Below are 18,898 nucleotides of genomic sequence, written 5' to 3' on the forward strand. Positions count from 1 at the left end.
TAATTATGGTATCAACGGATTTCCATAGATTAGCGAACTGGTTTTTAATCCGCAACAAATAAACCGCGTAAAAGTGGTCCTGTCAAAAAATTTAAAACGCTTATGATGAAAAAAACGGCCCTGGTTTTCCTTGCTGCTATAGCAGGAAAACAGGCAATGGCACAGGTAGATGCCGGCCTGTTCCGCTATCCTGATGTATCCCGGTCGCAGATCGCATTTTCCTATGCCAATGATATCTGGATTGTTCCGAAAACAGGGGGCACCGCCATCAAACTGATCTCCCCACCGGGCGTGGAAACCTTTCCGAAATTTTCGCCGGATGGCAGTAAACTCGCCTTCAGCGCCAACTATGATGGTAACACCGACGTATACGTGTTACCGGTAGCCGGCGGTGTACCCCTGCGCCTCACCTCATATGGTGGCTCCGACCGCGTGGTGGATTGGACGCCCGACGGCAAACAGGTGCTTTTCGCCTCCGGCAGGGAAAGTACCAAAGAACGCTTCAACCAGTTTTATACCATCCCGGAAAATGGCGGCGCCGCTACCAAACTGCCACTGGCCTACGCTGAATTCGGGTCATGGTCGCCGGATGGCTCCAAAATGGCCCTGGTAACCCGCTCCCAGAGTTTCCGCAACTGGAAAAGATATCGCGGTGGTATGAAAGCAGATATTCATGTGTTTGATTTTACGAAGCAACAGTCGGAGAATATCTCCGCTAAAAGTGAAGCCGGCGATGAATTCCCCATGTGGCACAGTAACTTTATCTACTTCCTGTCCGACCGCGGCGCAGAGAAAAGGATGAACCTCTGGCGCTACGATACCAATACCAAAGCATACGAGCAAATTACCAGCTACAAAGACTATGACGTGCACTTTCCCTCGCTGGGGCCGGACGACATCGTGTATGAAGCCGATGGTAAATTGTTTGTGCTGTCGCTGAACACGCAGCAATCCACCGAGGTGAAAGTCAATATCAGCACGGATCTCGCTGCGCTGAAACCACGCACGCAACGCACGGTGAAATATATCCAATCCACCGCCATCAGCCCTGATGGCCAGCGCGCATTGATAAGCGCCCGCGGTGATGTATTCTCCGTACCCGCCATAAACGGTTATGTGAAAGACCTTACCCGTACCAGTGGCGTGGCAGAACGCTACCCCGTATGGTCGCCCGATGGCAAAACCATTGCCTGGTGGAGCGATAAGTCGGGCGAATATGAGCTCTGGCTGGCCTCCGCCGGCAAGGAAAATGAAGCTAAACAAATCACGCACTACGGCGCCGGATTCCGCTATCGCCCGCACTGGTCGCCCAACAGCAAGCAAGTGGCGTTTATAGACCAGGAACTGAAAATATGGGTGCTGGATATAGCCAGTGGCAAAACCACGGCGGTAGATAAAGCCCTTCATTATTCACCCGATGTACTGGAAGGCTTCCGCTTCAGCTGGACTCCAGACAGCAGGTGGCTCACCTATAGCCGCGACATGGACAACGGTCATGAAGCGGTGTTCCTCTTCGATACAAAAAATAACCAGCGCCACCAGGTAACCAGCGGCTTCTATGATGCCGCCCGGCCGGTGTTTGATGAGGATGGTAAGTATCTCTATGTACTCACTAACCAGTCGTTCAAACCTACTTACAGCAGCATCGACAATACCTTCATCTACGCCAACAGCACCGTGATCGGGATCATTGGCCTGCAAAAGGAAACACCCTCCCTGCTGGCTACCCGCAACGATGCGGTGAATGTAAAGGAAGATAAAAAAGAACCGGAAAAACCGGCTGCCAAAAAAGGAAAAGAGAAGAAGGAGAAGCCTGCGGAAGAGAAAAAGGAAACCGCCACCAGCATCGACCTGGACAACATGGAAACCAGGATGGTACTGTTGCCGGTGCCAGGCGGCAACTACTCCCGCCTCAGTGCAGTGAAAGGCAAGATCCTGTTCATTAGCAGCACGCCGCCCAGCGATGAGGAAAGCAGCGGTGAAGCCACCCTGCAATACTATGATATCGCCACCAAACAGGTGAAAACCATCATCAAAGATCCTGGCCAGTACGAACTTTCCGCCGACGGGAACAAAATACTGATCAATAACGGACCCTATGGCGTGATCGACGTAGCCGAAAATCAGAAAATTGATACCGCTATGCGGGTGGAAGAAATGGAAATGACCGTGAACCCCGCAGAAGAATGGAAACAGCTGTTTATGGACACCTGGCGCATGGAACGCGACTTCTTCTACGATCCCCGCATGCACGGTGTAAACTGGAACAATGTAAAAGATAAATACCTGCGTCTCCTGGAAGGCGCCCGCACCCGCGAGGAAGTGAGCTTTGTGATCAATGAAGTGCTGGGTGAAATGAATGCTTCGCACACGTATAACTTTGGCGGAGATATTGAAGATGGCAAACATGAAAATGTAGGCTACCTGGGTGTGGACTGGCAGGCAGATGGTAAATACTATAAAGTTAAACGCATCATCCGCGGTGCGGCATGGAATGCGGAAGCCCGCAACCCGCTTGACGAACCGGGTGTAAACATCCACGAAGGCGATTACATCCTGGCCGTAAACGGTGAGCCACTCACCACCGCGCAGGAACCTTACAGTGCGTTCCAGTCGCTCGCCGGGAAAGTAGTGGAGCTTACCTGGAACAGCCGTCCTTCGCTGGAAGGCGCTAAAACGGCGATTGTAAAAACTATCGGCAGCGAATACCGCCTGCGTCACCTGGCCTGGATAGAAAGTAACCGCAAACGTATTGCGGATGCCACCAATAACCAGGTGGGATACATCTTTGTGCCAAGTACCGGCATCGACGGGCAGGATGAACTGATCCGCCAGTTCAATGGTCAATGGGATAAGGCAGCCCTTATCATTGATGAACGTTTCAACAACGGCGGACAGGTTCCTGATCGTTTTATTGAAATGCTGAACCGCAAGCCACTGGCTTACTGGGCCACCCGTAACGGTACGCCCACCCAATGGCCTTCTTATGCGCATTTCGGACCGAAGGTGATGCTCATCAACGGCTGGAGCGGTTCCGGTGGCGATGCGTTCCCGGATTACTTCCGCAAAGCAGGATTGGGCCCTATCATCGGCACCCGTACCTGGGGCGGCCTTATAGGCATCAGCAACACACCGGGGTTAATAGACGGCGGCATCATCACGGTACCATCATTCCGGATGTTTAACAACGACGGCACCTGGTTCCGCGAAGGACACGGCGTGGATCCGGATATTGCAGTAGATGAAAATCTCGGCGATATGGCCAAAGGTGTTGATCCGCAGCTGGAACGGGCCATCACAGAGATAAAGAGCCTGTTGCAAACAAAGCCTTACAAGGCGCCTGCACAGCCTCCTTACGAAGTGAGATAGAGACTTAATATAACTGAACGGTCGCTGTTTGTTTAAGACAAACAGCGACCGTTTTTTTTATTGCTTGCGTGGCTGGAAATTCCAGCGTAATCCGCCACTGAAAAAGTAGTTGGTGGCAAAGCGATGCATCGGCTTATCCGAAAACATCTCCGATAAATTCTTCTCCCGGAAAGTAGTACCGCTGTAAAGGATACTGCCGCCCGATGCCACAAAATCTATATGCCTGTTCAGGTGCCACGTATTCTCCAATCCCACGCTCATTTCCGCATAACCCATCAGCCGCTTTTTATCCGGTGCATTTTCCACGTCGTACGAGGAACCGCGCATACGGAACGCCAGCGCCAGGTCTGTTTGTTTATTCAGACTGCTGGATACACTGATCTTCTCCGGGAAATTAACATCTATCCTGAACCTGCTGTCTGTTTGATACTTAATGAGCAATGCGGGCAACAGCATAGGCGTACCAAAGGAATTGGTAAACATAGCGCCTATACCATAAGAGAAGCGCCGGTTATGTTGTTTTACAAATAATACGCCTCCGTTTATAAAAATATCTTTCCCATTGATCTTTTCCATATCGGTGAAAACCCCGCCAGATAACACACTCAGCATACCCCAGCGGTTACCGATACTCCTGAAATGTTGCAATGCCAGTTGTGTTTCCAGCAGTTCTTCCGGGAAGATGCGGTGATCATAATCTTCGTTAATCAGCTTGGTATAGCTGCCGGAGGCCGACAGGCTCCAGTTACGGACCTTTCCGGTAGCGGTATCCACATAGCTGCTCAGCATAAATACGGCGCCGAAATTATAGCGCTGCTGCGAGGTGGTGGACTTTGTTTTTACACTGTCTTCCGGCCTGATATAACGGGAGGGAGGCAGGTAATCCACGCTGATCCCTATACCGGGGCCATTAAGCGAAGTGGCGCCCAGCTGGGCCCACAGGCGTTGTACAGGAGTAAATGCAAATAAGGCGAGTAACAAACAGGTATATCTTTTCTTTCGTTGCACTGGCTGTTGGTATATGCGTTGCTGATTCATCATGAAGGTGATATTTATTGCTTTAGAGGAAGACACCATGTACCCGGTGTACCCCTATGTCATCACCATATTTATTTTTCGGGAGATAAATAACACAATCGGCCCGCTTCTTAAAATACAGGCGTCATTACAATGTCATAATTGGCAGTTGTTGTTTCCGTATAACCGTTGCAGTAACTAAATTCAAGGTATACCACGTAGAAGAGCGTACGAAAAAATCTGTGAGCCCATTTGTCTTTTTTAACCAAACATACAGTGCAATGAAACCAAAATTATCGCTTGCGTTCGCATTCGGATGCCTCACCCTCGCATCCTGTTCAAAGAACTATTTTGCCTCCGGCGAATCCCCGAAAGACAGTCTGTCGCCCGCCACTGTTAAGGCTTCCGGCATTACGGATATTGCCGTGGCATTGGGCAGCAACGCCTGGTTAACACAAAGCAGCGCCGGCGCTGCGGAAGTAGTGGTAGACTATGGCCTGGCCAACTGGACCAGCAGCAGTTCCGTATTCAGCGCTTACTTCCGCACCAGCACTACCGGCACGCTGCATCTGGCGTTGCGAGGAAAAGTACCCGGTGGCAGCAGCCAGCTGAAAATAACAGCAGCGGGCCAGTCGAAAACCATCACCGCTTCCGGCGGGAACTATCACACTATTGATGTGGGAGATTTCAACCTAACGGATACCGGCTATGTGAAAGTAGATTTCCAGGGCGTATCCAAAACAGGCAGCTACTTCGCCGACCTGTCTGACCTGTACATCAGCGGCGCCGCCACCAGTGGCCGGCTCAACTACATTCAAACCGATGTATACTGGGGCAGAAGAGGTCCCTCTGTACACCTGGGTTATACACCGCCCGCAGGTAAAAGCGTTGAATGGTTTTATAATGAAGTAACGGTGCCCACCGGTCAGGACCCCGTTGGGTCTTACTTTATGTCCAATGGCTTTAGCCAGGGATATTTTGGCATACAGGTAAACAGTACAACAGAAAGAAGGGTGTTATTTTCAGTTTGGAGTCCTGCCGATACAGATGATCCCAACAGCATCCCGGATTCACTGAAGATAGAATTGCTGCGCAAAGGTCCTAACGTACAAACAGGTTCCTTTGGTAATGAAGGCGCAGGCGGACAAAGCTACCTGGTATACAACTGGCAGGCGGGTACTACCTATCGCTTTTTAACACATGCTGTGCCGGTGGCAAATAATAAAACGGAATTCACTTCCTGGTTTTATGCCCCTGAAACCGGCGCCTGGCAGCTGATTGCCAGCTTCCGACGTCCGCAAACCAACACTTACTTAACAGGGTTGTATTCTTTCCTGGAGAATTTCTCTACTGAAACAGGTTACATCGGCAGGAAAGCACAATACGGCAACCAGTGGGCAATGGATACCAACGGTACCTGGTATGAGTTAACAAAGGCGCAGTTTACAGGCGACGCTACTGCTGCATCCCAATCCCGTATGGACTTTGCCGGTGGCGTGGAATCTACAAAGTTTTACCTGCGCAACTGTGGTTTCTTCTCCAATTTTGTAAAGATCAATACACCGCTTACCCGTACACCATCGGGTACAGCGCCGGTGATTAATTTTAATACCTTACCATAAACAAATAAAAAGGGGCTGTGACTGCAGCCCCTTTTTTCAAACAATAGTAACCCTCAACGTGACGGAGTATTATTTACCATCTCCATCTTATCTTTAATTTCCTTTGTAAACCGGATGCTCAGTGCTTTTTTCCAGAAGATGTTGGCATGGACAGTATCTTTCATCTCCAGGTAATAATCTCCCATACCATCATAAGTGTTAAAGCTCTCCGGGTAATAATCTATGTTCAGCTGAAAGAACATTTTAGATTTATCAAATTTTTTCCGTTGCAGGTTAGCGTACCCGAATTCATTCAACGTAGTTTCGTAGGGGCGTACGCGGTAGCCCATGTCTTTCGACAAGGTATTGAAGTGCGTGGTGATAAGTGTTTTCAGCGAGTCTGCCGGGCAGCTGTTATCAGTATAGAGATAAGTAGGAAAACGGTAATGCGGAAACAGGAATCTTAACCCGTCGTATTCTCCCACAAATGGTATCGAGTTATGGTCATCATCTTCATAATATTTATAACTCCATTTTAACTGGTTACCGGGAAACTTTCTCAGGAGGTCTGTTAAGGTAAGGATAGCGCTGGTATGAACAGATCCCTGTGAGGTATCTTTTCTTAATTGCACGGTATCCAGTCCGGGTTTCATGGTATGCGCCACGGCCAGGTATAAACTTTTATTTTTAAATGGCTGTTGTAATTGCCGGGTGGCCTGTTGCAGTATCTGGCCTTTGTTCCAGAAAAGGCTCGGATCTATTGCAATGTAACCATTAAACAGTTCCCGGTGATGCAACAGGGTGTTCACTACCATCAGTCCGCCGAGGGAGTGCCCTATCAATGTGCGGTAGGGAGCAGTGGCGTATTTTTTATCGATATAGGGAATGAGTTCTTTGCCGATAAACTCGGTGAAAGCCTCGCCACCGCCGGAGCCGGCATACACGGAATCGCGTGTGGGAGTGAGGTCGCGTGTACGGTTACGGCCCGTGTTCGGAATACCAACAATGATCATCCGCGGCAATGCGGTATTGCCGTTGATGGTACTGAGTTGCAGGATCATGGATTGAAGGGAGGAGAAGTGGAAGTCGCCATCCAGCACATACACCACGGGATAGGCGGGCTTTACAAAGTAGCTGGTATCATCCGGTGGCGTGTATATCCATAGAGGTCTGTTTTCTTTCAGCACAGCAGAATAGATGCTGTCGGGTTGCCCGAAGGAAACCAGGCTTTGTTTCAACTGGGCTGTTGCGCTGATGAAAGCGCACAGTATAAAGAATGCCAGGAATAGTTTTTTCATACCGGGTTATTATTTATGGAAAGATGAAATTTTTAGGGCAGGTATTTCCCGGGTTGTGATGCAGGCGGGAATTAATGTGACGGAGTACCGGATTTGTGGGATAAAAAGGTGATTGATATCAGCGGTTACTATAACTTTGTGACGCTATATTGCTGATATATGCTGGAAAAACTAAGGGAACATATAGAAAAAATAGTGCCGCTTACCGATGAGGAATTTGCCTTTGTGCGCGCTCATTTCACTATTGAAAAGTATAAAAAGCGTGAGTTTCTTATACAGCATGGGGAACGTGTAAAGTACTCCTATTTTGTAGTGTCAGGACTCGTTATGCTCGTGTATGACGACGACTCAGGCAGGCAGCACATTGTTTCCTTTGCGATGGAAGATTGGTGGGAGAGTGATTTCCTGGCCTATTTCAATCAAACCAAAGCTACCATGTCGTTGCAATGCCTTGAAGATACGGCTGTGCTGTGTCTTTCGCTGGAGGACTACGAAAAGCTATGTGCCGGTCTTCCAAAGATGACCTATTTCTTTCTCAAAAAAGCGAATGGCGGTCACATTGGGTCGCAGCAGCGCATCTTGTCTTTCCTTACTTCCAATGCAAAGGAGCGCTATGAACAACTCCTTACGCGATATCCTTCTTTATTTCAAAGAGTGCCTAAAACCCTGCTGGCTGCCTACCTGGGCGTTTCGCGTGAAACCCTTAGCAGGCTTTGGCGTCCGTCCTGACCTTATTCTCCGCAGTTTATAATTGTGATGTTTGTCACACAAAGGAAGGGTGCATTGTTCCCATCTTTGTAGTGTACATTTTTTATTAACTGTTGTGCCTGTAGCGGCACAAACTAAAAGGATCAGCAAATGGAAAAACAGGTTATTAATCCGTGGCAGTGGCAGGATAAACGCAGTTATGTGCAGGCCGTTGAAATAAAACAGGCGGCGGGCACGCTTTATTGCTCCGGTCAAACGGCTATAGACGCCGACGGGCAATCAAGTAACGCCGACATGAAAACCCAGGTAATACAGGCGTTGGAAAACCTGGAAAAAGTGATCAGTGATGCAGGATACGAATGCAGCGGTATTGCGAGGTTGAATGTATATACTACTTCATCCGCAGAGTTTTTGGACTGCTTTGATGTTTTCCAGGATTGGATAGCAAAGCATGGTATTAAGCAGGCGCTCACTTTGCTGGAAGTGAAGAGTCTTTTTGAAACATTAAAGATTGAATTTGAAGCTACGGTGGTGAAATAATGAAGAGAGAGGCCCGGTACACTGCCGGGCCTCTTTTATTAAGCTTTTCTGAAAACAACAATACCATTGTGCCCGCCGAAGCCGAACGTATTACTCATGGCTACATTCACTTCTTTTTCTATTGCGGTTCCCAGTACAATATGTAAGGTGGAAGGAATGGCGGGATCCAGTTCCTGCGTATTGATAGTAGGAGGGATGATGCCTTTCTGAATGCTCATTACGCTGGCAATAGCCTCTATAGCGCCTGCGGCGCCCAGCAGGTGACCGGTCATGGATTTGGTGGCGCTGATGTGCAGCTGTGCCGGCGCGGCGCCAAACATTTTGCCGATAGCGGCTATTTCACTCAGGTCGCCTACCGGCGTAGAGGTAGCGTGCGCATTGAGGTAATTTACTTCTTCTTTATTCAATCCCGCGTCTTCCAGTGCCAGCTGCATCGCCCGCAGGGCGCCCAGTCCCTCCGGATGGGTAGCTGTCATGTGATAGGCATCGGCGGTCATAGCGGCGCCGGCTACTTCGGCGTAAATATGTGCGCCCCTGGCTTTGGCATGTTCATACTCTTCCAGTATGAGTGCGCCGGCGCCTTCTCCCATTACAAAGCCATCGCGGTGTACATCGAAAGGACGCGAGGCGGTGGTGGGGTCATCATTGCGCACCGACATCGCTTTCATGGCACAGAACCCGCCTACGGATGCAGGCGTAATGGGCGCTTCAGAGCCACCGGTTACAATTACCTTCGCCTTACCCAAACGGATATACGTTAATGCATCCATGATAGCGGTATTGGAAGTAGCGCAGGCCGATACCGTTGTATAGTTAATACCCATCAGGCCATATTTAATGGAGATCATACCCGACGCCATATTGGTGATGAGCTTGGGTACAAAATAAGGGCTGAAACGGGGATTAAAATCGCCGGAAACATATTCGGTGACCTGTTCCTCGAACGTTTGCATACCGCCCTGCCCCGAGCCCCAGATCACGCCGGTATCAAAAGGATCCATTGTGCTGAAGTCCAGCCCGGAATCTTTCACTGCCTGGTCGGCTGCTACCAGGGCATATTGTGTAAACGGATCGGTTTTGCGCACTTCGCCTTTGTCCAGCAACGCAGTGGGATCAAAGCCTTTCAGCTCATGTGCAAACTGTGTGCGGAAGCGGCTGGCATCAAAATGGCTGATGGTGGCAGCGCCGCTTTTACCGTTAACAAGACTATTCCAGAAATCAGTAACATTGTTACCGACAGGGGATACTGTACCCATTCCTGTTATGACAACTCTTTTCATAGCTGGTTATTTATGACACAGGTCGTCCAGCAGCTGTTCCGCAATATGGCGGAAAGCCGATGGTCCCATCACCCTCGATAAAAGAAGGGACGCCTGCAAATTGGATATGATAATGAGCGCCCGCGTGTTGGCGGCGCCTTTAAAGTGAATACGTTTCTTTTTCCGGCCTTCTTCGAGGCAATGGCTAAGCCAGGCGAGGATGCCGTTGGCCATTTCCTGTACTTTCGCCTGCATAGCCGGTTCCAGCGTGTCAAAATCTGGTGCGAGGGAGCCCATCAAACAGATATTACCTTCCTTGCTGTGCCGCCGGAATACGTCTATCAGCTTCACCAGCTGTTCTTCTTCCGGCAAACTTTTCCACCTGTTTGTTTGCGCAATAAATTTCGCAACGTCCTGGTCCACTATTTCCACGCCCAGGTCGGCCTTTGCCGGGAAATGATAATGTACCGCTGCATTTTTTATTTCCAGCGGTCCTGAAATGTCCTTGTAACTAAAGGCATTAAACCCTTTAGTCCTTACCAGGCGGTCGGCCAGCGCCACTATTTTATCTTTTGTTTCAGACATATTTTGCCGTTTGCGGCACAAATATACTTACTTAGTAGTAAGTAAACAAATGTGCAGCTTTTTCGCTTCTCAACGGCCCATAACAAAACGGGAAGGTTTGAGCCAAACCTTCCCGCAGGAACTATTGATATACGCGATGGCGTTATTCTGCTTTTAAACTGCTTACGGGATTCATCAACGCCGCTTTTATACTCTGGAAGCTGATGGTGAGCAGGGCTATCAGCATGGCGGCGATGCCGGCCAGCACAAACACCCAGTAATGAATGGAGATGCGGTAAGGGAATTTCTGTAACCACTGGTCCATCGTATACCACGCCACCGGGAAGGCAATCAGCGCTGCAATACCCACCAGCTTCAGGAAATCGGCGGAAAGCAGCCGGGTAATACCGGATACACTGGCGCCAAGCACTTTACGGATGCCTATTTCTTTGGTTCTGCGCTCGGCGGTATAGGCAGCCAGTCCGAATAATCCCAGGCAGCTGATCACAATAGCCAGCGTGGCAAACAACCGGGAAAGCTGCTGCATCAGCGTTTCATTGATAAACATGGCGTTAAACTGGTCGTCCACAAACTGGTAAGTAAACGGATAAGCCGGATTCAACTGCTTCATCACGTCGCCGATTTTATGAAGTGCGGCTTCCTTGTCCGCCCCTGTATTCATACGTACATACATCAGGTTGGCTTCATCAGGCATACAGTAAAATACCACGGGATCAGGCGTGCCATACATGTTGCCATATACATAGTTTTTCACTACACCGGCTACACGGGAATGAATAGTAGAATCTTCACTGAACGGTGTGGTAATAGTTTTGCCTACGGCGCTTCCTTTACCCATCAACTGTTCCAGCGACTCTGTTATCAATACATCCATGCCGTTGGCAGCGGTTACGGGTTTAAAATCACTGCCTGCCACGATTTTCATACCTGCCGTTTGAATGAATTCCGGGCTCACGACCCGCTGCGAAATAAGAATGTTATCGGTGGGAGATTTCCCGGTCCAGCCGATATCACTGGTGTTGTTGCCGCCATACAAAGGAACATGATCCGCCAACGCCGCATTTTCTACCATGCCGGTGGCCAGCAAAGCCGTTTTGATAGCTGCAAAGTTTTGCTTCATCGTACCCTGAAGCTGCATGGAGATAAGATTATCTTTATTAAGACCGAGGTTCCGCTTCTTCACATGCTGGATCTGCTGGTAAATAATGGCTGTACAGATAATGAGTGTAATGGAAATACTGAACTGCGCAATCACCAGCCCTTTGCGGATAAAGGCCGCGCTGCCGGTCTTGGATTTAATACCCTTTAACACAAAAACCGGGTTAAAGGAAGACAGGTACAGTGATGGATAGCTGCCTGCCAGCACGCCACATATTACCGTAATCCCCAGCAACCAGATGAGATGTACCGGCCTGTCCAGCCCCACGCTAAGGTGTTTATCTACCAGCGCATTAAACCCCGGCAACACCAGGAATAACAATAATACGGCCACCCCGGCGGCCAGCAGGGACATAAACAATGCCTCACTGATAAACTGTGTGATCAGCCTGCCTTTTCCCGCACCAACTACTTTACGGATGCCTACTTCTTTCGCACGTTTTTCACTGCGGGCAGTGGCCAGGTTCATAAAGTTGATACAGGCAATGAATAGAATGATCCAGGCAATGAGCGAAAACAAACGGACATACTCTATACGGCCGCCACTTTGTTTTCCATTACTGAACTGGTCATGTAACCGCCAGTTGTTCATACTAAACAGGAATGCCTGGTTAATGGCGCCGGGACTGTGCGCTGCAATGAAGTTTTGAAGTTTATGGTTGATAGCGGTCAGGTCTGCATGAGGAGCCAGTTCGGCATATGTGTCGACAGAATTGGAGCCCCAGTTTTTCAGATATGCGTTTTGGGAAAAATAGATCTCAAAAGGAGCAACCCATTCAAATTTCAGCGTGGAATTTTCCGGGATATCTTTTATTACACCGGATACCACGTAGGGCTGCGCATTATCGACCGTAATAGTTTTACCCACTACATTCTTCGTGTCGCCAAAAAATTTCCGGGCGGTTTTTTCTGTGATAACAATGGAGTATAGCTGCGGAAACGGAACAGCAGCATTCCCTTCTGTAAAAGGAAACGTGAAAATATTAAAGAGACTGGCATCCACATAAATACCGGCCGCATACATTTTTTTATCCCCGAAGGTGAACAACAGGTTGGTGGCCTGTTCTGAGGTACGGCAGGTTTGTGTGATGCCCGGTATTTCTGTCTTCATGGCGTCAGCCAGCAGGGCAGGTGTAGAGGTAAATGTGCGGATATTACCATCGTAATTCCAGTTTTCCCACACCTGGTAGATCCGGTCTTTTTTTACATGCGAGCTGTCGTAGGTCACTTCATCTTCTACCCATAAAAAAATTACACCGGCGCAGGCTAAACCAATCGCCAGCCCGAAAATATTCAGAAAACTGTAGGTTTTGTTTTTCCAGAGATGTCTGAACGTGATCTTAATATAATTTTTTAGCATCATCATATGTACACATTTGGGAGTAGTGCGACTAATTCCGACTAAGATAATGCCATAGCATTATGTGCTGATAATGAGTTGTTTGGGTAAATACTATTGTCCGTTTTTAAAGGGCAGGTGTCCGGATATGAACAGGTTTCGCCGGTCTGCTGCCGGGTTGCTACAACTATCTGCCCGGTTCATTGTTAAATAAGACTGATTCACACCCTCATTTGCCTGATTCACCTAAAAGTACTTGCTTGCGGTGACCACGTCATTTACTTTGCTACAAATATAAATAACAACACTATGAAACGGTATAAGAAATGGAAAGTAGTGCTGCTGATATTGATGGGCTGCTTTATTGCCTTACAGTTTATCAGGCCGCGTATTACTCATCCGCCGGTGACAGGAGAACCGGATGTTCCGCCGGAAGTGAGTGCTGTGTTGAGGAAAGCCTGCTACGACTGCCACTCGAATGAAACGCACCTGGCCTGGTTCGACCAGATTTCACCCGCTATCTGGCTGGTGGCCGGTCATATTACAGAAGGCCGGAAGGTACTTAACTTTTCCAACTGGGATAGTATACCGAAAGACCAGCGAAAAGGCAAACTGTTTGAATCCCTCAACCAGATGCAGTTTAACGTAATGCCCCTGTCGCAGTACACCGCGCTCCATCCTGCGGCGCGCCTTACCAATGATGAAATCAGTATCCTGAAAAATTACCTGGCCACACAAATAACTCCGCTTAAACCCGATAGTAATAAGATAGCCGCCGCTGACCGTCAATACGCTGCCTGGCGGCCCGATAGCTCCATTGCAAAGGTATTGCCCGTGCCTAACGGTATCGCCTATATGCCGGATTATAAAAACTGGAAGGCCATCAGCAGTACGCAACGACTGGACAATGGCACCATGCGGGTAATTACCGGGAATGACATCGCCGTAAAAGCCATCCGGGAACACCAAACCAACCCCTGGCCCGACGGCACTGCTTTTGCAAAAATAGCCTGGGATGAACTCACCGATGCCGCGGGGAACATCACCCCCGGGGAGTTTAAACAGGTAGAGTTTATGATCAAAGACAGCCATCAATACGCTGCTACCAAAGGCTGGGGATGGGCGCGCTGGAAAGGAACGGATTTGAAGCCTTATGGTAAAAATGCGATGTTCACAATGGAATGTGTTAACTGTCATCAACCCATGCGTAACAACGATTTTGTGTTCACTACACCAACACAGCACACGGCTGCATCGTTGCCCGATACATTGGGCTTAAAGATGAATGAATGGAAGGTGATCACCAGCGGTATTCAAAAAGATCAGACAATGAGTACGCTGTATGGCAACGACCGCGCGGCAGCCAGCGCCAGGAAAGGAGCTGCTACTTATCCTGCAGATGCCCTGCTTACATTGGTCACCTGGAAACAGCAACCGGATGATCATTGGTTCGGCGCCGTTATTCCGGGTATCGTAGCTTCCGTAGAACAGGTGCAGTTCCAGCCGGGTAACATCTCCCCATTATATAAAAAATATAATGGCAAAAACCTGGTTGCTGATAAAACCAGTGAAGAAGAAATAAAAAGCAGGATCGCTTACATTATCCGTCAGCGGGCGTCTGTAATGCCTTAGGAAGTTTTCTTTGCTTTTTTAAGGGCAATCTTGTACTTGTCAGGAGTACCGGAAATATTGATATTCATAAAACGCACCTTTTTATCTTTATCCCTATACTCAATTTCATCTACCTGGTCTACATTCACTTCTTCCTGCTTCCGGCCAAAAAGGGCCTGGAAACCTACCTGGGTCACCATTTTCATGGGAATACGGAGGTAGTAGTTCATGCTCATATCCAGCGATTGATTGCCCGACACTTCGATATAGCCGAGCGAAGAATTGATGTTCATATTCGGGATTATCAATGTCCCGTTTTTCAGGGTTAGCTTGTTGCGGAGTGTATCAAAGCGTACCATGCGGAGGTTCTTATCTTTGAAATAACCCGCCATTGCCTGCATAGGACCAAAGTCCAGCAGGGTGCCATTGGTAATTTCAATATCCATCTGCGATTCCGTTTCACTCAGCACCGGCGTAAGATCGGGATGCATGCGTACATAACTTTTGATACTTCCGCTCAGTATACCTTTCAGGTTGTTATTGAGCACAAAATCCTGCCCGAAGTTATCAAACTTGATGAGCATTTTGGAGATGTCTACATTTTTGAGATAGATCCCGCTCCGGAAATACAGTTTCTTTGGATCAGCGGCATTGAACATGCCACGCATGGCAATATGCCCGCCTGCAATATTCATGGCAATGGTATCTACCTTTATTTTCTGGTCTTCCCGCATGTGAATATTGGCAAGCACATTTTTCAGCCACAGCTTTTTGTATTTGATCTTCTTTACATCCACCTGTGTTTCAAATTCTGAAAAAGGAATATTGAATACATTGAAGCCGGTGGCATGGAGCGAATCATTTTCTTTTACCGTGGTACGTCGCGCCGGTGCATTAGTGGCTACGGGGTGTTCGCTGAAGTCATAGTTCATCAGCTCATCAATGTCGAGCATATCAGATTTGAACCGGAAGTAATTGCTGCGTTTTAACTGGCGTTTACTTTTACCGGTAGCATAACGCATGTTCAGGTTGAAATCGGTACGGCCTACTTTACCGGTAAGCGTATCCACCACAATAAAGCGGTTATGACCATAGCGTATACGGCCGGTTATATTTTCCACTTTAATAGGATGTTGTTTCAATGTGCCGGAAATATTGGCGATGCGGGCATCTATCTTTTTAAAAACAGTATCATATTTTATACTCATTTTACTCCGCAGCCATACGTTGTTGGCTTCTTCATACCAATATCCCTGCGGAATAAATTTATGGCCACGTTCACTGATGAGGTCATTCACTGCGAGGCGGTCCGACTTAAAGTCGAACGCCACTTCGGTGTTTCCTTTTTTAATTTTATCAAACCAGATGAGATAATTATTTAACCTTCCTTTGAAAGCAAAGCTGGTGCTGTCGATATTTCCACTAAAATTAGTTACCCGTAAACTGGTGTCATTGACCATCACTGCTGCATTAAAATCGTGCAGGGCGTGCGGATACTGCTGGAATTTTGCATACAGCTTCTCTACTTTGAAAGTCCCTTTAGGCAAAGGGTTGGGGTGCAGCAATTCTTTTACGGACGTTTCAAACGCCAGGCCAATGTTAAACCCGGTAATTACTTCTTTGGATAAGATGGGATGGGTGGAATCAAACTTATATAATTCTCCCAGCTGTAAACGCTTGCTGGAAGCGCTGAAGTTTACAGCTACGGGTTTATTCTGCTGGTGAAACAGCGCCGGTACATCACTGATGGCGCCCTGTGCCAGTATATCGGAGCTGCCTATACGAAAAGCAATGGAATCAAGGTGTAACCGTCCCTGCTCAATTTGCGCATGCACATTCATATTGCGCACCGGCAGGTGATAGCCGGGGATGCGGAACTCGAGGTTTTTAACGGTGAGTTCACTTTGCACGCCGTCTTTCAGTTTAGCCAAACTTTCCTCCGGTATCCGCATATCCACTATTTCCCGGAAGTTCATGTTCAGCTTAATTTCACCACTGATTTGTTCCAGGTCTTTAATGCCGAGGAATTCGCCTACAAAGCGCAGGTTCAGTTCAGAGTATAACTGCATCAGGATCTGCGGGTCGGTGAAATTTTTCATCACGAAGTTACCTTTGAACACACCGCTTCCCGGTTTGGCGTTGAAGTTCAGGATATGCAGTTCGGATGTTTGCAGGTTGTGTGCGGCGCCGTTGGTATAAAATCCTTTGAAGCCCAGTTGGTCTACTTTCCGGTCAATTTTCTTATTCTGGAACCATACATTTTCGCAGCCAAAATTAAACTCCATCAAAGGCATGACGCCTTTTCCAATAGCGCCTTTGATGATGCCATCGAAAAATACGCGGCCATCGTGGCGGTATTTTTCCAGCATCGCGGCTACGTCTGCGGGCACCATTGCCAGCAGGAGGTTCAGATCCGGCTTATCGCCTTTTACCTTCAGGTCTGCATAATGTTCGCTCACTACTCCCTGCAGTTGCAGCGAGGCTTGTTCCAGCCGGATGGTGCCGGGAGGTAAGGTCAGTTGTTTTTTTTGCTTGTCGTAAACGGCAGCCAGTTTAAAGTTCAGTTGTTTGTGCCGGAAGAGCGTGGTATCTGATTTCCCGGTAATATCTATTTCCAGCTTACTGTCCATATCGATGGCAATGCGGGCGGAATCCATAGAGAAAGCTGTTTTGATCTTATCTATATGGGTATTCACTTTCAAACCGGATGCGCCGTCGACGTAAGTGACATCAATATTTTTCAGGATTATTTTTTTGAGATCCAGGCTGAGATCCTCACTGGAATCGGCCGGTGTAGCGGGGCCGCTGCTTTTAAATTCATGGGCTTTGATCAGATCCACGTCGCCGTTGGCATAACGGGCTACATGCACCCGTCCGTTGGCCAGCGCAATAATGCGGGCATTATAATGTTGCCGGAGGATATCCGGTAAGCTGAAGCCCACGTACAGGCGTTCTACCTGGTACAGTGGCTGCCCCTGCATCTTTTTATCTGCAAAAAAACGAACGTCGTGCAGGGCAATAGAAATATATGGGAAATTGCTGAATGGAGAAATACTACTTTTTGTGATGACCAGCTCTCCCGCAAACTGCTTATTCAATTCCTTCACCGCCATCTGCGTGAGCCGCTCCTGTTGGCTGTATAAGATCCCCCCGGCTATTGTCATCACCAATAAAAAAATACCCGTAATGACCAGGAACAGCCTGATTATTTTTTTTCCCCGCTTCATGTAAATGCCTTTCTGAACGATAAAATTATGAAAAAATATAGCAGAAATTTGTTATCTCTTAAGAACGGCGGGCGATTTTTATTATTTTTAACGATTCATAAAAAATCTGGTTACATGAAAAGATTGATAGCCCTGTTGTTGCTCGCAGGAAGTACGCACGTTACAATGGCCCAGCAGAAAAAGCTGGACAAGTTATCCGGAAACCCCGTATTCCCGGGCTGGTACGCCGATCCGGAAGGAGTGGTATTTGGTAAGGAGTACTGGATTTATCCTACTTATTCTGCTGCTTACGAAAAGCAGGTGTTCTTCGATGCTTTCTCATCGCCCGACCTGGTTACGTGGACAAAGCATCCGCGCATCCTTGACACCGCTTCCATAAAATGGGCTAAACGCGCCGTATGGGCGCCGTCGATAATAGAAATTGCGCAAAAGTACTACCTGTTCTTTGGCGCAAACGATATACAAAGCAATGAGGAAACAGGCGGCATTGGTGTAGCGGTGGCTGATAATCCTGCCGGTCCGTTTAAAGATTATCTCGGCAAACCACTGGTAGATAAGATCATTAACAAGGCGCAGCCTATTGATCAGTATGTGTTCCACGACAGCGATGGTAAGTACTACCTGATTTACGGCGGATGGGGGCATTGCAATATTGCACAGCTGAAGCCCGATTTAACCGGCTTTATTCCCTTTGCAGACGGCACTACCTTTAAAGAGATCACTCCCGAAAAATATGTGGAAGGACCAACCATGTTCAAAAAAGATGGTAAGTATTACTTCATGTGGTCTGAAGGCGGCTGGACAGGCCCCGACTACAGCGTAGCCTACGCCATTGCTGATTCCCCGATGGGTCCGTTCAAAAGGATCGGGAAGATCCTGGAACAGGATGCCACTATTGCCACCGGCGCCGGGCATCACTCGGTAATCGGCATTCCAAAGGAAAACCGCTGGTATATTGTTTACCACCGCCGGCCGTTAACAGAAAAAGCGGCTAACTCCCGTGAAACCTGCATTGACCGGATGTATTTTGATAAAGACGGTTATATCAAGCCAGTGAAAATCACCCGTGAAGGCGTTACCAAAGCGGTGATACATTAAACAATTTCCCTATCGCGTAAATAAAATTCCGGATACGATTATCTTGCCGGTCTTGCCTGCTCCAATTTTGCATCATCAAAAAAGCAAA

At 48.2% G+C, this 18,898-nt stretch carries 12 protein-coding genes; 6 read left to right on the plus strand and 6 right to left on the minus strand.

The features are described from left to right. Positions 1-102 precede the first annotated feature (102 nt). Positions 103-3,369 (plus strand): S41 family peptidase, encoded by a 3,267-nt coding sequence (locus V7S65_RS07370; RefSeq protein ID WP_336388678.1) that lies wholly within the window; start codon positions 103-105, stop codon positions 3,367-3,369. A gap of 57 nt (positions 3,370-3,426) precedes the next feature. Here the strand turns inward: V7S65_RS07370 and V7S65_RS07375 are convergent, their stop codons facing one another. After that, positions 3,427-4,410 (minus strand): DUF6268 family outer membrane beta-barrel protein, encoded by a 984-nt coding sequence (locus tag V7S65_RS07375; RefSeq protein ID WP_336388677.1) that lies wholly within the window; start codon positions 4,408-4,410, stop codon positions 3,427-3,429. 257 nt (positions 4,411-4,667) lie between these two features. On the opposite strand from V7S65_RS07375, the gene V7S65_RS07380 reads away from it, so the two are divergent. Further along, positions 4,668-6,008 (plus strand): DUF3472 domain-containing protein, encoded by a 1,341-nt coding sequence (locus tag V7S65_RS07380; RefSeq protein WP_336388676.1) that lies wholly within the window; start codon positions 4,668-4,670, stop codon positions 6,006-6,008. 53 nt (positions 6,009-6,061) lie between these two features. On the opposite strand, the gene V7S65_RS07385 is transcribed toward V7S65_RS07380, so the two are convergent. Further along, complete coding sequence (locus V7S65_RS07385) at positions 6,062-7,285, minus strand: alpha/beta hydrolase-fold protein (RefSeq protein WP_336388675.1); 1,224 nt, start codon at positions 7,283-7,285, stop codon at positions 6,062-6,064. Positions 7,286-7,444: 159 nt separating this feature from the next. Here V7S65_RS07385 and V7S65_RS07390 point away from each other — a divergent pair, with 159 nt between their 5' ends. Both V7S65_RS07390 and V7S65_RS07395 read left to right on the plus strand, forming a co-directional pair. Then, positions 7,445-8,014: a Crp/Fnr family transcriptional regulator gene (locus V7S65_RS07390; protein WP_336388674.1), complete on the plus strand. Its 570-nt coding sequence runs from the start codon at positions 7,445-7,447 to the stop codon at positions 8,012-8,014. Between the two features lie 129 nt (positions 8,015-8,143). Further along, a complete protein-coding gene (locus V7S65_RS07395; protein ID WP_079467484.1) occupies positions 8,144-8,533 on the plus strand; it encodes a RidA family protein in 390 nt (129 codons plus the stop codon). A 38-nt stretch (positions 8,534-8,571) separates the two neighbouring features. Here V7S65_RS07395 and fabF read toward each other — a convergent pair whose 3' ends face one another. The 3 genes from fabF to V7S65_RS07410 form a co-directional block, all read right to left on the minus strand. After that, the gene (gene fabF, locus V7S65_RS07400) at positions 8,572-9,813 is read right to left on the minus strand and encodes a beta-ketoacyl-ACP synthase II (protein WP_336388673.1); all 1,242 of its coding nucleotides are present in this window, start codon (positions 9,811-9,813) and stop codon (positions 8,572-8,574) included. A 6-nt stretch (positions 9,814-9,819) separates the two neighbouring features. After that, a complete protein-coding gene (locus tag V7S65_RS07405; protein ID WP_336388672.1) occupies positions 9,820-10,377 on the minus strand; it encodes a TetR/AcrR family transcriptional regulator in 558 nt (185 codons plus the stop codon). A 142-nt stretch (positions 10,378-10,519) separates the two neighbouring features. Then, positions 10,520-12,901, minus strand: a complete 2,382-nt coding sequence (locus tag V7S65_RS07410; RefSeq protein ID WP_336388671.1) for an ABC transporter permease — start codon at positions 12,899-12,901, stop codon at positions 10,520-10,522. A 282-nt stretch (positions 12,902-13,183) separates the two neighbouring features. Here V7S65_RS07410 and V7S65_RS07415 point away from each other — a divergent pair, with 282 nt between their 5' ends. Next, the gene (locus tag V7S65_RS07415) at positions 13,184-14,506 is read left to right on the plus strand and encodes a cytochrome P460 family protein (protein ID WP_336388670.1); all 1,323 of its coding nucleotides are present in this window, start codon (positions 13,184-13,186) and stop codon (positions 14,504-14,506) included. Here V7S65_RS07415 and V7S65_RS07420 read toward each other — a convergent pair. After that, complete coding sequence (locus V7S65_RS07420) at positions 14,503-17,712, minus strand: AsmA-like C-terminal region-containing protein (RefSeq protein ID WP_336388669.1); 3,210 nt, start codon at positions 17,710-17,712, stop codon at positions 14,503-14,505. The genes V7S65_RS07415 and V7S65_RS07420 overlap by 4 nt on opposite strands. Before the next feature lie 114 nt (positions 17,713-17,826). On the opposite strand from V7S65_RS07420, the gene V7S65_RS07425 reads away from it, so the two are divergent. Further along, a complete protein-coding gene (locus V7S65_RS07425) occupies positions 17,827-18,810 on the plus strand; it encodes a glycoside hydrolase family 43 protein (protein WP_336388668.1) in 984 nt (327 codons plus the stop codon). The last annotated feature ends 88 nt before the right edge of the window (positions 18,811-18,898 follow it).

This window comes from Chitinophaga sp. CCNWYY40 (assembly GCF_037483205.1).
Classification (GTDB): domain Bacteria; phylum Bacteroidota; class Bacteroidia; order Chitinophagales; family Chitinophagaceae; genus Chitinophaga; species Chitinophaga ginsengisegetis.

Bases quoted from the DNA above. Each gene is read 5' to 3' on its own strand.
- V7S65_RS07370 (WP_336388678.1), top strand. From the start codon at position 103: ATGATGAAAAAAACGGCCCTGGTTTTCCTTGCTGCTATAGCAGGAAAA.
- V7S65_RS07395 (WP_079467484.1), top strand. From the start codon at position 8,144: ATGGAAAAACAGGTTATTAATCCGTGGCAGTGGCAGGATAAACGCAGT.
- V7S65_RS07405 (WP_336388672.1), bottom strand. From the start codon at position 10,377: ATGTCTGAAACAAAAGATAAAATAGTGGCGCTGGCCGACCGCCTGGTA.
- V7S65_RS07390 (WP_336388674.1), top strand. From the start codon at position 7,445: ATGCTGGAAAAACTAAGGGAACATATAGAAAAAATAGTGCCGCTTACC.
- V7S65_RS07420 (WP_336388669.1), bottom strand. From the start codon at position 17,712: ATGAAGCGGGGAAAAAAAATAATCAGGCTGTTCCTGGTCATTACGGGT.
- V7S65_RS07410 (WP_336388671.1), bottom strand. From the start codon at position 12,901: ATGATGATGCTAAAAAATTATATTAAGATCACGTTCAGACATCTCTGG.
- V7S65_RS07415 (WP_336388670.1), top strand. From the start codon at position 13,184: ATGAAACGGTATAAGAAATGGAAAGTAGTGCTGCTGATATTGATGGGC.
- V7S65_RS07375 (WP_336388677.1), bottom strand. From the start codon at position 4,410: ATGATGAATCAGCAACGCATATACCAACAGCCAGTGCAACGAAAGAAA.
- V7S65_RS07380 (WP_336388676.1), top strand. From the start codon at position 4,668: ATGAAACCAAAATTATCGCTTGCGTTCGCATTCGGATGCCTCACCCTC.
- fabF (WP_336388673.1), bottom strand. From the start codon at position 9,813: ATGAAAAGAGTTGTCATAACAGGAATGGGTACAGTATCCCCTGTCGGT.
- V7S65_RS07425 (WP_336388668.1), top strand. From the start codon at position 17,827: ATGAAAAGATTGATAGCCCTGTTGTTGCTCGCAGGAAGTACGCACGTT.
- V7S65_RS07385 (WP_336388675.1), bottom strand. From the start codon at position 7,285: ATGAAAAAACTATTCCTGGCATTCTTTATACTGTGCGCTTTCATCAGC.